The organism is Streptomyces sp. NPDC055189, assembly GCF_053606765.1.
The window spans coordinates 13,737-26,467 of sequence record NZ_JBSGSG010000073.1 but is presented as its reverse complement, the minus strand read 5'-3'; the positions used below and the strand labels follow the sequence as shown (position 1 = coordinate 26,467).

Sequence of the window (12,731 nt, the reverse complement as noted above, 5' to 3'; positions counted from 1 at the left end):
GTCCAGAGCGCACTTCCCATGAGGAGGCACGGGTGGCCGAGACTCTGAAGAAGGGCAGCCGGGTAACCGGCGCCGCGCGCGACAAGCTCGCGGCAGACCTGAAGAAGAAGTACGACGGCGGTGCGAGCATCCGGGCGTTGGCCGAGGAGACCGGCCGTTCGTACGGTTTTGTGCACCGCATGCTCAGCGAGTCCGGAGTCACGCTGCGGGGACGCGGCGGGGCGACGCGAGGCAAGAAGGCCGCAGCCGGCTGACGGCTGCGGGCGGTTCACCGGCTCCGACGGTGGCCACCCGGTCGATCCTCTGATCGGTCGGGTGGTTACTGTGCAGTCACTTACGGGCGCGTCCGCGCGTCCCGACCGACCGCACACCACCATCGGAGGCCCCCATGGTTTCGCCCGGCAGTGAACTCGGCGGATCCGCACCGGTACTCGACAAGGACGGCGTACGCCTGACTGTCGACGAGGCCGTCGCCACGGTGACGCTGGCCAACCCGGCCAAGCGCAACGCCCAATCTCCCGCGCTGTGGAGGGCGTTGGCCGAGGCAGGCCGGTTGTTGCCGGGCAGTGTCCGTGTCGTCGTGCTCCGCGGTGAGGGCAAGTCCTTCTCCGCGGGCCTCGACCGGCAGGCGTTCACGCCCGAGGGCTTCGACGGTGAGCCGTCATTCATCGATCTGGCGCGCGGTGAGGACGACGTCCTCGACGCGACGATCGCGGAGTACCAGGAGGCGTTCACCTGGTGGCGGCGCAGTGACATCGTGTCCATCGCCGCCGTGCAGGGGCACGCCATCGGTGCGGGCTTCCAGCTCGCGCTCGCCTGCGACCTGCGGATCGCCGCCGACGACGTGCAGTTCGCCATGCGCGAGACCAGTCTGGGCCTGGTGCCCGACCTCACCGGCACGCACCCCCTCGTGGGTCTTGTCGGCTACGCCCGTGCCCTGGAGATCTGCGCCACCGGGCGGTTCGTCCACGCGCCCGAGGCCGAGCGCGTCGGCCTGGCCAACCTCGTCGTGCCCGCCGACCAGCTCGACGCGTCCGTGAGCGACCTGGCGGCCGCACTCCTCACCGCGCCGCGTGACGCCGTCATCGAGACCAAGGCCCTCCTGCAGGGCGTGGCCGGTCGCACCTACGAGGAGCAGCGCACCGCCGAGCGTGCCGCGCAGGGGCGCCGTCTGCGGGACCTGGCGGGGCTCGGCGACTGAGCTCGGCGACTGACGCCGTCACCTCACCGCGGTGACCCGTCCTCACTCCACCGCGGTGACCAGTACGGCCACCGAAGGGTGGTCCTTCAGCGCCTTGCCGACCGCCGTGCGGACCGCGAGTGCCACGTCCAGGGCGCGGTGCCCGCGGTCCGTCGCCAGCTCCACGCGCGCGTGGCGACGCGGCAGCGCGGTGTCCGTCGTCGGCAACTCGTCGATGTGCACGGCGCGGCCGAGCCCGCCCAGGGCGCCGGTCAGCCGCCGCACGCCCGGCACCGCGAGCGCCGTGCTCGCCGCGCGGGCCTCGTCCCCGCCCTTGGAGGCCGGCTGCGCCCCGTCCGGCGGAGTCTCCGTGTCCGTCGTGTCCAGTGGTACGCGGACGGGGGCCTGCCCCGCGTCGAGCAGCGTCGTCACGCTGAGGTCCACCTCTTCGACCACCAGGCCCAGCCGCTCGTCGGCCGCCGCGAACAGCGCCGTACGCAGCCGGGCCGCCGCCGCGGGAAGCGGCTCGGCCGGCACGGCCGCGAACTCCGCCGTGATCCGCAGCGGGCCCGGCGGCAGCGCGCTCGGCGGGGCCGGTACGGCGGAGACGTCCGCCTTCGACGGGTCGGCGAGTGCGAGGCGCAGGTCGCCGAGACGTACGCCGCTCACCTGGTCCGCCGCATGGCGCAGTACCCCGCCCGCGCACGCCTCGGTCAGCCAGGCGCCGTCACCGGGGCCGCCCAGAGGAAGAACTCGCCCCAGGCCGAGCTGCCGCCGTACCGCATGGGTCCATCCGTCACCGGTCATTGCCCCAGCCTGCCGCATCCCTGGCGCGCGAGGACGTAACCGCACTTAGTGTGGGCGAAGGAGCAGATCCCCTTTCGAAAGGGACAGACGGCGATGAGCGACACCGGACAGCGGAACCGGCCTCAGGAGACCCTCACGAAGGAGTCACCCGACGAGGCGACGGGGAAGAGCGGCTCGACCAGGAGGGGCGGCGGAGACCCCGCCACCCGCGGGCGCACCACCATCGCGGACGGTGTCGTCGAGAAGATCGCCGGGCTCGCGGCCCGCGATGTCGTCGGCGTGCACGCCATGGGCGGCGGGCTCGCCAGGACCTTCGGGGCCGTGCGCGACCGGGTGCCCGGCGGTTCGGGCTCCAAGTCCGTCTCGCGCGGCGTGAAGGCCGAGGTCGGCGAGGTGCAGACGGCGCTCGACCTGGAGATCGTCGTCGAGTACGGCGTCTCCATCGCGGACGTCACGCGGGCCGTCCGGGAGAACGTCATCTCGGCGGTCGAGCGCATGACAGGGCTTGAGGTCGTCGAGGTCAACATCGCGGTGAGCGACGTGAAGCTCCCGGACGAGGAAGACGATGAGCCGCAAGGCCGCCTTCAGTAGAAGGGCCGCCTTCAGTAGCAGTGCCGTCTTCACCCATAGGGCCGCTTTCAGTAATGCTGTCGCCGGGAGCGCAAACTCTAGGAGCGCACGATGAGCATGGCCGTGATCGGCATGGTGGCCGGAATGGCACTCGGCTTCGCCGGGTACTTCGGCGGGTTCGGGGCGTTTCTGCTGGTGGCCGCATTGGGCGCCATAGGGTTTGTCGCGGGCCGGTTCCTCGAGGGGGACCTGGAGCTCGGCGACTTCTTCCGTACCCGTGGCGACGACCGGCGGCGGTGAACCGTGGCGGCACAGGTCGCGCCCGGCGAACGCGGTGCGACCCGGATCGCCGACCGGGTCGTCGCGAAGATCGCGGCGCAGGCGGCACGTGAGGCGCTGACGGAGGTGCCCGCGAACGGCTCGCCGCCGCACGCGGACGTCACCGTCCGCCATGACGTCGCCCGCGTGCGCGTCAGCGTCGATCTCGCATACCCCTCGGACATCGGCGGGCAGTGCGGTGCGGTGCGTCGCCAAGTCGCCGAGCGGGTAAAGGCGTTGGCGGGAATGGAAGTGCCCGAGGTCGCGGTCCGGGTCGAGCGGCTGCACTCGGCACACGTGCACGGCGCGGCACAGGGGAGGACGCGATGAGCGAGGCTCAGGGGTCTCATGTGGCGGGCGGTGCGGGCGGTACGCAGCCGGTGCCCGTCGTCGAACGTGCCGAGAGCGAACTGGACCAGTCGGCGTCCGCGGCGTCGTACGACCCGCCGCCCACCCTGGCCGACGACACGAAGGCGACCCGCTTCTGGTCACCCCGGCGCGTGCCCGCCACCGTCCTCGCACTGCTGCTCCTCGGCGGCGCGGGGCTCTTGCTGTACGACATCGCGGCGGTGCGGGCCGGACACTCCGCCATGGCGTGGCGGGGCGACCTCGCCCGTGAACTCGCCGAGCGGCCGCTGAAGGACACGGCGGTCCTCGTCGGCGCCGGGGTTGCCGTGGCCGCCGGGCTGTGGCTGATCGTGCTCGCCGCGACCCCCGGCCTCCGGGCGGTGCTCGCCATGCGGCGCGAGGACCCGGACGTCCGGGCGGGGCTGCACCGGGGCGCCGCCGCGATGGTGCTGCGGGACCGGGCAATGGACGTGTCCGGCGTGCAGTCGGTGCGGGTCCGCATGAAGCGCTCCAAGGTGGACGTCCACGCCGTCTCGCACTTCCGTGAACTCGACGACGTACGCGGCGATCTGGACGCCACGCTGGCCGACGGCATCAGGGACCTGGGTCTCGGCCGCGGCCCCGCGCTCTCGGTGCGGGTGGCGCGGCCCGGCAGGAAGGGCTGAGCGCGATGCTGAAGACGGTCAATCGTGTGGTCCTCGGCCTGATCGGCCTGGTGCTCGTCCTCGGGGGCGCTTCGGTGCTCGCAGTCGGACTCGGGGCGTCGCCGCCCTCCTGGTGGATCCACGACGGGAAGCGTGACGTCCTGCTGAGCGACGCGGACCGGGACCGGTGGCGCGACGAGGGCTGGTTCTGGCCCACGGTGATCGCCGTACTCGCGGTGTGCCTGCTGCTCGCGCTGTGGTGGCTGGTGGCGCAGTTCCGGCGGCGGAGGCTGGCCGAGGTGCTCGTGGAGACCGGCGACGGCGAGGGGGCGCTGCTGCGCGGGCGGGCCCTGGAGAACGTACTGGTGGGGGAGGCGGAGTCGCTGGAGGGCGTGCAGCGGGCCGCGGTCTGGCTGACGGGCCGCCGCAACGCCCCGGAGGCGCGGGTGTCCCTGCAGCTGGAGCCCCACGCGACGCCGGGGGAGGCGCTGCATCTGCTCTCCGCCGAGGCGCTGGCGCACGCGAGGGATTCGGCGGGCCTGGACCGGCTGCCAGCGGTGGTACAGCTGCGGGGCGTGAAGCATCGGGCCGAGCGGGTCAGTTGACCGCATGTCTCCGAACGCCGGACGGGCTGGATGATCCAGCCCGTCCGGTATTCCGGGACATCTTGTGCGAGTTCGCGCGAGGTCGTACGGGGTTCAGAACCCGTGCCGCGCGCCACCGTCCACCGGCAGCATGACACCCGTCAGGTAGGACGCCGCGGGCGAGAGGAAGAACGCCGCGGTCTTCCCGAACTCCTCCGGGGTTCCGTACCGCCGCAGCGGAATCCGCGACTCGTGGCCCGCCCGGGTCGCCTCGGGGTCAGCGGAGAGACCGTCCAGCTGCCGCACCCGGTCCGTGTCGATACGGGACGGAAGCAGCCCGACGACGCGGATGCCCCGCGGCCCGACCTCGTCGGAGAGCGACTTCGCGAAGCCCGCGAGCCCCGGCCGCAGCCCGTTGGAGATGGTCAGCCCCGGGATCGGCTCGTGCACGGACGCGGAGAGGACGAAGCCGATGACGCCGCCCTCACCGAGTTCCGCCGCCGCGCCGCGGGCGAGGCGGACCGCCCCGAGGAAGACCGACTCGAAGGCCGACTCCCACTGCTCGTCGGTGTTGTCGGCGACAAAGCCCGGCGCGGGCCCGCCGACACTGATCAGCACACCGTCGAAGCGGCCGAAATGCTCACGCGCGGCGGCGATGAGCCGGTCGGCGACGGCCGGATCGGCGTTGTCCGCCGCGATGCCGCGTGCGTTGTCGCCGAGCTCGCCCGCCGCCTCGGCGACCGTCTTCTCATCCCGGCCGGTGATCAGTACCTTCGCGCCGTCCGCGACCAGCGCACGCGCGGCGGCGTTGCCCAGGCCACGGGTGGCTCCGGTGATGACGTAGACGCGGTCCTTCAGTCCAAGATCCATGGCCCCATCCTGCCGCTTCACGAGGGCGGAACGCGAGGGCGGAACCCGACGGCCGGCGGTGGCGCTACACGGAAGCGGGCGTGGCCTCCGGAGCGGGCGCCTCCGCGGCGGCCGCGCGGCGGTCCTTCACTTCCCTGCGCACCAGGACCACCCAGCCGATGGGAACGCCCGTGCAGAACAGCCACCACTGGACGGCGTACGCCATGTGCGGGCCGATGTCGCCGTGCTCGGGCTCGCCGATCAGCTGGGGGGAGTCCCCGGGGGGCTCCGGCGAGGTCAGCTCGACATAGCCGCCGAGCACCTCCTTGCCGAGGCTGTGCGCCTGCTGCCCGCTGCTGATCAGCATGATCTGACGGTCCGGCAGCCCCTGGATGTTCTTGATGCCGCTCTGCGCGGACGTCTCGTCGGCCATCAGGCGGCCGGTGACGGTGATCTCTCCCTTGGGCGCCGCGGGGACCTTCGGGAACTCGGTCTGCGGTCCGTTCGCCGGGATCCAGCCCCGGTTGACCAGCAGGACCTTGCCGTTGTCGAGGACGAACGGGGTCAGGACGTGGAAGCCGATCTCCTCGTCGGAGTTCGTGCGGCGCCGCACGACGACCTCGTCCTTCGTGTCGTACGTGCCGTGTGCGCTCACCCTGCGGTAGCGCTCGGAGTCCGCCACGGAGTGGCCGGGCGAGGTCAGCCGCTCGGCCGGGACCGGCTTCGCGTCCAGCGCCTTCGAGATCTCCGCGTTCTGGGCGACGCGGTGCTCGTGGCGGTGCAACTGCCAGAAGCCCAGCTCGATCATCGTGGGGATGAGAACCAGGCCGATGAGGGTAAGGATCACCCACTGCCGGGTCAACAGGAAGCGGTACACCCCATGACGGTACAACTCGGCCATGGGGTGCACGGGAGTGGGGTACTCCGGGCCGGTGGCGGGAGTCCGTGACCTGGCGGCGGGAGTCCGTGGCCCGGCGCCCGGGTCACACCCTGTCGACGATTCCCACCTGCCCCTCCGCGCGCGAGCAGTGCGCACCGCAGTACCACTTCTCCTGCACCTCCACGCCCTGGCCGATGATCCGGCACCGGCAGTGCTCACAGATGGGCGCCATGCGGTGAATGGCGCAGGAGAAGCAGTCGAAGACGTGCACTGCCCCTTGGGCATGAACCTCGAAGGACATGCCGTAGTCGTTTCCGCAGACCTCGCAACGTGCCATGCGCCACAGGGTGGGACGCGAGACGCCCGCATGCGAGCAAGCAGGCGCAAGCCGGGCCGATAATCACCCGTCTGACGTCCGCGGGCGGCTCAGCCTTCCGCCGCCGGAGCGACGTCCTGGAGGAGCTGGCCGAACGCGGCCTCGTCGATGACGGGCGTGCCGAAGGAGCGTGCCTTCACGGTCTTGGAGGTGCCCGAATCCGGGTCGTTCGTGACGAGCAGGCTGGTCAGCCGCGACACGCTCGTGGCGATGTGCAGGCCGGCCTCGACCGCCCGGTCCTCCAGGAGCTCGCGCTCGACGGAGGTGTCGCCGGAGAACGCGACACGCATGCCCTGTTGGAGTGCTTTGCCCGGTTCGTACCGTCCCGGGTTGGGGTACGGGCAGGCGGGCCGCTTGCGTGAGGGGCGCCAACTGCCCGGACCGTACGAGGAGTACGGGGAGGACGCGGAGCCCGGTCCGGTCGGCTGGCGGACGATCCGGGGCGCCCCGTCGGACCACTCGGTGAGCGGCAGGCACTCCAGGAGCGGCAGCCGCACCCCGCCGCTGGCCGCGGCCTTGAGGCTGGGCCGGAACGCCTCGGCGAGCACGCGCGCGTCGTCCAGCGCGTTGTGCGCCTGGCGCTGTTCGACGCCGAAGTGCGCGGCGAGCGACTCCAGCTTGTGGTTGGGCAGCGGGAGCCGCAGTTCCTTGGAGAGGGCGATGGTGCACAGGCGCTGGCGCACGGGGGCGGTGAGCTCCGCGCGTGCGTACTCCCTGGCGATCATCGACCAGTCGAAGACGGCGTTGTGTGCGACCAGGACGCGGTCGGCCAGACGCGCGGCGAACTCCTCGGCGATGTCCTTGAAGAGCGGCGCGTCCGCGAGGAGGTCGCTGGTGAGGCCGTGGATCCAGACGGGTCCGGGGTCGCGCTGAGGGTTGACCAGGGTGTACCAGTGGTCCTCCACCTCGCCCCGGGCGTCCACGCGGTAGACGGCAGCCGACACTATGCGGTCGTCGCGGGCGAGGCCTGTGGTCTCGACGTCGACGACCGCGTACCCCGTTGGGTACGCGGCCGGCCAGGTGGCTGCGGACGCTGCGGTCGTCTGGTCTTCGAGCATGGTCCATGAGGATACGGGCCGCGACTGACAGTCAGCTCCCCGGTCCGGTGCGCGGGTCGGTCGCGTGGCCGGTTCCGTCGCCGGCAGGGGTGGCTCCGGGGCCGAGAAGTCCGGACACCAGTGCGTTCACCGACAGGGTGAACAGCGCCTCGGGGTCGGCGGGCCGGGCGAGCGCGCGGGCCAGTGCCGGGTCCTCTTCGGCCGTCCGCGCGCCCCACAGCTCTTCCTCGCCGGGCCGCTGCACGGGCGCGCGTTCGCGGTACCGCTCGACCAGGACGTGGCCGACGACGTGGACCTGCACGGCGCGTACGGCGTCGGCGGCGCGGGTGCCGCGCAGGCCCGCCGCGTGCACTTCGTGGACCAGGACCTGCTGGGCGGGCAGGAACATCCGCTCGGTGAGGCCGCGTTCGTGCACCATCGCGACGAGGTGCGGGTGGCCGCGCAGCTGCCGGCGCAGGGCGCGGGCCACGGAGACGATGCGCCGGTCGGGGGTGCGGCCGGTGGGCCGGATGGCGCCGAGGTCGGCGAGGGTGCGCTCGACGAGGGCGTCAAGGAGTGACTCGCGGTTGCCGACGTGCCAGTAGATCGAGGTGACGGCGGTGCCGAGTTCGGCGGCGAGCCTGCGCATCGTCAGGGCCGCAGGGCCGTGCTGTTTCACGAGCGCCGTGGCGGCGGCGAGTACCTGTTCCCGGTCGAGATGCCCGCGTTCCCGGTCCGGATGCGTACGCGTCTCTTCACTCTTCACGCCTCCTGTTGTAACTGTGTTACAGAACCGCCCGCAAGACCTCTTGTAGTCCTGACGAAGGGTGGTACGACATGGCACGCGTACGTTACGGAGCGCGCACCGAGGCGGAGATCGCCGCGGCGCGCACCGCGAGTTCGAAGCTGCCCGACATCTGGTCCACCGGTGTGGTGGCCGTCTGGGAGAGCGATCCGGACGCGGTGGCGGCCGTCCTGCCGCCCCCGCTGAAGCCCGGGCAGCGCCCCCTGGTGCGGGCCAACATCAGCAAGGTCGACCTGCCCGGCTATCCGCTCGGCGCGGGCTCGGTGGCCGTCGCCGCCGCGCACGAGGGGGTGGAGGGCTGGTATCCCCTTGTCATGCCGATGACCCACGAGCGGGCGCTGATCGGCGGGCGTGAGGTCTTCGGGGAGCCGAAGAAGCTGGGCGAGGTCGAGGTGGAGCGCGACGGCCTGGTCATCCGCGCCTCGCTGGCGCGGCACGGCATCGCCTTCGTGGAGGTGCGCGGCGCGGTCAGCGGCACCCTGCCGATTCCCGATCCGGTGCAGAAGACGGACTTCTACTTCAAGTTCCTGCCCGCGGTGGACGGTTCGGGCTTCGACGCGGATCCGGTGCTCGTGCACTGCGTGCGCAACGAGAAGGCGCGCAAGCTGGAGGGCATCACCGGGGACGTCGTGCTGCGCGAGTCGATGTACGACCCGGTCGCCGACCTCCCCGTACGCGCGGTCGTCGAGATCACCATCGGTGAGAAGACCACCGACCAGCAGGGCCGGGTGGCCGAGCGGGTCAGCGCGCAGGCGCTGCTTCCGTACATCCACCAGCGCTACGACGACCCGCAGCAGATCCTCGACGGCCCGCCCGAGGGGAGCGTCTGACATGGAGTTGCGTCAAGGGCAAGTCGCCGTCGTCACGGGTGCGGCGAGCGGCATCGGTCTCGCCATGGCGCGGCGGTTCGCGGCGGGCGGCCTGAAGGTGGTCCTCGCGGACGTCGAAGAGGGCGCCCTGGAGAAGGCGGCGGCCGGTCTTCGCGAGGACGGGGCGAGCGTGCACGCGCGCGTGGTCGACGTCGGCTCGCGCGAGCAGGTCTTCGCCCTCGCGGACGCGGCGTACGAGAAGTTCGGCGCCGTCCATGTGCTGTGCAACAACGCGGGTGTCGGCTCGGGCGCCGAGGGCCGCATGTGGGAGCACGAGCCGAACGACTGGAAGTGGGCGTTCGAGGTCAACGTGTGGGGTGTCTTCCACGGCATCCAGGCCTTCGTGCCCCGGATGATCGCGGGCGGCGAGCCCGGCCACGTCGTCAACACGTCCTCCGGTGACGGCGGCATCGCACCGCTGCCGACGGCGTCCGTGTACGCGGTCACCAAGGCGGCCGTCGTGACGATGACGGAGTCCCTGTACGCGCATCTGAAGGCGGAGCACGCGCGCGTGGGTGCCTCCGTGCTCTTCCCGGGGCCGCACATGCTGCGTACAGGGCTGTGGGAGTCGCACCGCAACCGCCCCGACCGCTATGCCAAGTCCCGCCCGCGCAAGACGCCTTACCGCAGCCTCGACCAGTGGGAGTCCGCGATGAAGGACGCGGGCAAGGAGGTGGCGTTCACGCCGGTCGAGGAGGTCGCGGACTTCGTGGCGGAGGGGATCGCGGCCGGGCGTTTCTGGCTGCTTCCGCGGAGCGAGCACAGCGACCGGCAGATCAAGGCCAGGTCGCAGTCGATGCTGGACCGCGCCGACCCGGCGTACCTCGAGAACTTCATCCTGGACTGACTGAGGACCGACTGAGGGGCGTGCCCATGACGACTCAGCAGAACGATCAGCAGAACGACCCGTACCTGATCATCTCCTCCGACTGCCACGCCGGGCTGCCCACCGAGGAGTACCGGCCCTATCTCGACAGCCGGTTCCACCGGGACTTCGACCAGTTCCTGGGGGAGCGCGGCGCCCGGCGCGAGGAGGCGACGCGGCTCGGCATCCGTAACGACGCGTTCGCCGCCAAGTGGTTCGAGGACAACGAAGAGGGCCTGCGCGGCGGCTGGGACACCGCCCAGCGCCTCAAGGAGCTCGACGGCGACGGGGTGGCCGCCGAGGTCGTCTTCCCCGACGCGGACGCCGTCGACAGCCAGACGGCGGCGCCCTTCGGGGTGGGCCTCGGCCTCTCCGGGGACCAGGATCCGGAGCTCGGCATGGCGGGCGCGCAGGCGCACAACCGCTGGCTCGCCGAGTTCGTCTCCGAGCATCCCGAACGGCACTGCGGTGTCGCCCTGTTGCCGGTCACCGGGGAGGTCGACCGTGTCGTCGCCGAGATCCACCGGGCCAAGGAGTCCGGGCTCGGCGCGCTGATGATCCCTTCCATGTGGGTCGACAAGGCCCCCTACCACGACCGGCGTTACGACCCCGTGTGGGCGGCGGCCGCCGAGTGTGCGATGCCGATGGTGACCCACTCCGGGGCGGCGCCCCGCCACGAGTACGGGGACCACCTGGGGATCTACGTCTCCGAAGTGACCTGGTGGCCCGCGAGGCCGCTGTGGTTCATGCTCTGGTCCGGTGTCTTCGAACGCCATCCGGGGCTGAAGTTCGGCGTCGCGGAATCCGGCTGCTGGTGGCTGCCGAACCTCCTGTGGTTCATGGACCGCCTCTACCTGGGCGCGCACGGCGGCAAGAAGCTCTCCCCGTTCGCGGAGCTCAAGCGGCCCCCGCACGAGTACCTGGACCGACAGCTCTTCATCTGCGCCACCAATACCAAGCGCCGCGAACTCGCCCAGCGCTACGAGATCGGCGTCGACAACATCCTCTGGGGCAGCGACTTCCCGCACCCCGAAGGCACCTGGCCCGACACGCGCACGTGGCTGAAGAAGACCTTCCACGACATCCCGGTGGGGGAGACCCGCCGGATGCTGGGTCTGGCGGCCGCCGAGGTCTTCGGTTTCGACACCGAGAAGCTGGCGCCGCTGGCCCGCCGGATCGGCCCGACGCCCGCCGAACTGGGTCAGCAGGACGACCAGTCGGCGGTCGAGGCGTCCTGGGCGCGCTCGCGCGACGTCGGACGCCACTGGCTGACCGACCACGACTTCCCGGTACTGGGGGCACAGACATGAGCGAGAACAGGACCGAAGGCGGGCCCGAGGAGCGCTACACCGTCATCTCCGCCGACTGCCACGCGGGCGCCGATCTCCTGGACTACAAGCCCTACTTGGCGTCGGGCCACCACGACGCGTTCGACGCGTGGGCCGCCACGTACGTCAATCCGTACGAGGACCTGCTCGCCGACACCGCCGACCGCAACTGGAACTCGGACCGCCGCGTGGCCGAGCTCGAACAGGACGGCATCGTCGGCGAGGTCGTCTTCCCGAACACCATCCCGCCCTTCTTCCCGAGCGCCTCCCTGATGGCACCGGCGCCCACGCGCGCTGAGTTCGAGCAGCGCTGGGCGGGCCTGCGCGCCCACAACCGCTGGCTCGCCGACTTCTGCGCGGCGGCCCCGGGGCGCAGGGCGGGTGTCTTCCAGATCCTCCTGAACGACGTGGACGAGGCCGTCAAGGAGATCCACTGGGCCGCCGACGCGGGCCTGAACGGCGGCCTTCTGCTGCCCGGCACGCCGCCGGGCAGCGGACTCGCGGAGCTCTACTCGGTCACGTACGACCCGATCTGGGCGGCCTGTGCCGAGCGCGGCGTGCCGGTCAACCACCATGCGGGGTCGGCCTCGCCGCCCCTCGGCGAGGAACCGGCCGCGCGGGCCGTCTTCATGGTGGAGACGACGTGGTTCTCGCACCGGGCGCTGTGGCACCTGGTGTTCGGCGGCGCCTTCCGACGCCACCCGGAGCTGCGGCTCGTGCTCACGGAGCAGGGCTCGGGCTGGATCCCGGGCGTGCTCGACATGCTGGACTACTACCACGGGCGTCTTGTCGCGGCGGCCTCCAAGGCGGGCGCCGGCGGTACGGCGGAGTCGAAGTTCGGTGCGGGGCTCGCCGACGCGATGGGCAAGGGGCCGTCCGAGGTCTGGCGCGACAACTGCTTCGTCGGCGCGAGCTTCATGCGTCCGCACGAGGCGCAGATGAGGGACCGGATCGGCATCGACAAGATCATGTGGGGCAGCGACTACCCGCACGACGAAGGCACGCACCCCTTCTCGCGCGAGGGACTCCGCATCGCCTACGCGGGCATGCCGAAGGACGAGATCGCGGCGATGGTCGGCGGCAACGCGGCCCGCGTCTACGGCTTCGACCTGGAGCGGCTCGGGGAGGTCGCCGCGCGCGTGGGGCCGACGGTCCGGGAGCTGGAGGAACCCCTCAAGGAGACACCGGCAGGCGCGACGAGCCCGGTGTTCGCCTCGGGAGGATCGGCGCGCGTCTGGTGACGGCGTGCCTCGGCGGGAGCCGGTGAGGGC

17 protein-coding genes are annotated in these 12,731 nt (G+C 71.7%); 11 read left to right on the top strand and 6 right to left on the bottom strand.

Annotated elements, in window-relative coordinates:
* Positions 1 to 32 precede the first annotated feature (32 nt).
* Both ACWFR3_RS35445 and ACWFR3_RS35440 read left to right on the top strand, forming a co-directional pair.
* Positions 33 to 254, top strand: coding sequence for a helix-turn-helix domain-containing protein (locus ACWFR3_RS35445; RefSeq protein WP_055550175.1), 222 nt, complete (start codon positions 33 to 35; stop codon positions 252 to 254).
* Positions 255 to 388: 134 nt separating this feature from the next.
* A complete protein-coding gene (locus tag ACWFR3_RS35440; protein WP_453738803.1) occupies positions 389 to 1,201 on the top strand; it encodes an enoyl-CoA hydratase/isomerase family protein in 813 nt (270 codons plus the stop codon).
* A gap of 42 nt (positions 1,202 to 1,243) precedes the next feature.
* On the opposite strand, the gene ACWFR3_RS35435 is transcribed toward ACWFR3_RS35440, so the two are convergent.
* Entirely contained in the window at positions 1,244 to 1,987 is a 744-nt protein-coding gene (locus ACWFR3_RS35435; protein ID WP_453738802.1) for a nucleopolyhedrovirus P10 family protein, read from the bottom strand.
* A 93-nt stretch (positions 1,988 to 2,080) separates the two neighbouring features.
* Here ACWFR3_RS35435 and ACWFR3_RS35430 point away from each other — a divergent pair, with 93 nt between their 5' ends.
* From ACWFR3_RS35430 to amaP, 5 genes are all read left to right on the top strand, one after another.
* Positions 2,081 to 2,578 carry an Asp23/Gls24 family envelope stress response protein gene (locus ACWFR3_RS35430; protein ID WP_453738801.1) on the top strand — a complete coding sequence of 166 codons (498 nt, stop codon included), beginning with the start codon at positions 2,081 to 2,083 and terminating at the stop codon, positions 2,576 to 2,578.
* A gap of 90 nt (positions 2,579 to 2,668) precedes the next feature.
* Positions 2,669 to 2,857 carry a hypothetical protein gene (locus tag ACWFR3_RS35425; RefSeq protein ID WP_249590721.1) on the top strand — a complete coding sequence of 63 codons (189 nt, stop codon included), beginning with the start codon at positions 2,669 to 2,671 and terminating at the stop codon, positions 2,855 to 2,857.
* Positions 2,858 to 2,860: 3 nt separating this feature from the next.
* Positions 2,861 to 3,205 carry a hypothetical protein gene (locus tag ACWFR3_RS35420; RefSeq protein WP_453738800.1) on the top strand — a complete coding sequence of 115 codons (345 nt, stop codon included), beginning with the start codon at positions 2,861 to 2,863 and terminating at the stop codon, positions 3,203 to 3,205.
* The gene (locus tag ACWFR3_RS35415) at positions 3,202 to 3,888 is read left to right on the top strand and encodes a DUF6286 domain-containing protein (protein WP_453738799.1); all 687 of its coding nucleotides are present in this window, start codon (positions 3,202 to 3,204) and stop codon (positions 3,886 to 3,888) included. Before ACWFR3_RS35420 ends, ACWFR3_RS35415 begins: the two co-directional genes overlap by 4 nt.
* A gap of 5 nt (positions 3,889 to 3,893) precedes the next feature.
* Positions 3,894 to 4,472 carry an alkaline shock response membrane anchor protein AmaP gene (gene amaP, locus ACWFR3_RS35410; protein ID WP_453738798.1) on the top strand — a complete coding sequence of 193 codons (579 nt, stop codon included), beginning with the start codon at positions 3,894 to 3,896 and terminating at the stop codon, positions 4,470 to 4,472.
* A gap of 93 nt (positions 4,473 to 4,565) precedes the next feature.
* On the opposite strand, the gene ACWFR3_RS35405 is transcribed toward amaP, so the two are convergent.
* The 5 genes from ACWFR3_RS35405 to ACWFR3_RS35385 form a co-directional block, all read right to left on the bottom strand.
* Positions 4,566 to 5,321: an SDR family oxidoreductase gene (locus ACWFR3_RS35405; protein ID WP_453738797.1), complete on the bottom strand. Its 756-nt coding sequence runs from the start codon at positions 5,319 to 5,321 to the stop codon at positions 4,566 to 4,568.
* 64 nt (positions 5,322 to 5,385) lie between these two features.
* A complete protein-coding gene (locus ACWFR3_RS35400; RefSeq protein WP_453738824.1) occupies positions 5,386 to 6,177 on the bottom strand; it encodes an SURF1 family cytochrome oxidase biogenesis protein in 792 nt (263 codons plus the stop codon).
* A gap of 106 nt (positions 6,178 to 6,283) precedes the next feature.
* On the bottom strand, positions 6,284 to 6,517 hold the full coding sequence (locus ACWFR3_RS35395) for a hypothetical protein (protein ID WP_365853305.1): 234 nt from the start codon (positions 6,515 to 6,517) through the stop codon (positions 6,284 to 6,286).
* A gap of 89 nt (positions 6,518 to 6,606) precedes the next feature.
* On the bottom strand, positions 6,607 to 7,614 hold the full coding sequence (locus ACWFR3_RS35390) for a DEDDh family exonuclease (RefSeq protein WP_453738796.1): 1,008 nt from the start codon (positions 7,612 to 7,614) through the stop codon (positions 6,607 to 6,609).
* Positions 7,615 to 7,645: 31 nt separating this feature from the next.
* Positions 7,646 to 8,359 carry a TetR/AcrR family transcriptional regulator gene (locus ACWFR3_RS35385; protein WP_453738795.1) on the bottom strand — a complete coding sequence of 238 codons (714 nt, stop codon included), beginning with the start codon at positions 8,357 to 8,359 and terminating at the stop codon, positions 7,646 to 7,648.
* Between the two features lie 71 nt (positions 8,360 to 8,430).
* Between ACWFR3_RS35385 and ACWFR3_RS35380 the strand changes: the two genes are divergently transcribed.
* From ACWFR3_RS35380 to ACWFR3_RS35365, 4 genes are read left to right on the top strand one after another with little or no spacing between them, the layout of a single operon-like run.
* The gene (locus ACWFR3_RS35380) at positions 8,431 to 9,228 is read left to right on the top strand and encodes an acetoacetate decarboxylase family protein (RefSeq protein ID WP_453738794.1); all 798 of its coding nucleotides are present in this window, start codon (positions 8,431 to 8,433) and stop codon (positions 9,226 to 9,228) included.
* A 1-nt stretch (position 9,229) separates the two neighbouring features.
* Positions 9,230 to 10,114, top strand: coding sequence for an SDR family NAD(P)-dependent oxidoreductase (locus ACWFR3_RS35375; protein ID WP_453738793.1), 885 nt, complete (start codon positions 9,230 to 9,232; stop codon positions 10,112 to 10,114).
* A 26-nt stretch (positions 10,115 to 10,140) separates the two neighbouring features.
* The gene (locus tag ACWFR3_RS35370) at positions 10,141 to 11,442 is read left to right on the top strand and encodes an amidohydrolase family protein (protein WP_453738792.1); all 1,302 of its coding nucleotides are present in this window, start codon (positions 10,141 to 10,143) and stop codon (positions 11,440 to 11,442) included.
* Positions 11,439 to 12,701, top strand: coding sequence for an amidohydrolase family protein (locus ACWFR3_RS35365; protein ID WP_453738791.1), 1,263 nt, complete (start codon positions 11,439 to 11,441; stop codon positions 12,699 to 12,701). Before ACWFR3_RS35370 ends, ACWFR3_RS35365 begins: the two co-directional genes overlap by 4 nt.
* The last annotated feature ends 30 nt before the right edge of the window (positions 12,702 to 12,731 follow it).

Bases quoted from the DNA above. Each gene is read 5' to 3' on its own strand.
- ACWFR3_RS35390 (WP_453738796.1), bottom strand. From the start codon at position 7,614: ATGCTCGAAGACCAGACGACCGCAGCGTCCGCAGCCACCTGGCCGGCC.
- ACWFR3_RS35435 (WP_453738802.1), bottom strand. From the start codon at position 1,987: ATGACCGGTGACGGATGGACCCATGCGGTACGGCGGCAGCTCGGCCTG.
- ACWFR3_RS35395 (WP_365853305.1), bottom strand. From the start codon at position 6,517: ATGGCACGTTGCGAGGTCTGCGGAAACGACTACGGCATGTCCTTCGAG.
- ACWFR3_RS35440 (WP_453738803.1), top strand. From the start codon at position 389: ATGGTTTCGCCCGGCAGTGAACTCGGCGGATCCGCACCGGTACTCGAC.
- ACWFR3_RS35425 (WP_249590721.1), top strand. From the start codon at position 2,669: ATGAGCATGGCCGTGATCGGCATGGTGGCCGGAATGGCACTCGGCTTC.
- ACWFR3_RS35430 (WP_453738801.1), top strand. From the start codon at position 2,081: ATGAGCGACACCGGACAGCGGAACCGGCCTCAGGAGACCCTCACGAAG.
- ACWFR3_RS35405 (WP_453738797.1), bottom strand. From the start codon at position 5,321: ATGGATCTTGGACTGAAGGACCGCGTCTACGTCATCACCGGAGCCACC.
- ACWFR3_RS35380 (WP_453738794.1), top strand. From the start codon at position 8,431: ATGGCACGCGTACGTTACGGAGCGCGCACCGAGGCGGAGATCGCCGCG.
- amaP (WP_453738798.1), top strand. From the start codon at position 3,894: ATGCTGAAGACGGTCAATCGTGTGGTCCTCGGCCTGATCGGCCTGGTG.
- ACWFR3_RS35375 (WP_453738793.1), top strand. From the start codon at position 9,230: ATGGAGTTGCGTCAAGGGCAAGTCGCCGTCGTCACGGGTGCGGCGAGC.
- ACWFR3_RS35415 (WP_453738799.1), top strand. From the start codon at position 3,202: ATGAGCGAGGCTCAGGGGTCTCATGTGGCGGGCGGTGCGGGCGGTACG.
- ACWFR3_RS35365 (WP_453738791.1), top strand. From the start codon at position 11,439: ATGAGCGAGAACAGGACCGAAGGCGGGCCCGAGGAGCGCTACACCGTC.
- ACWFR3_RS35370 (WP_453738792.1), top strand. From the start codon at position 10,141: ATGACGACTCAGCAGAACGATCAGCAGAACGACCCGTACCTGATCATC.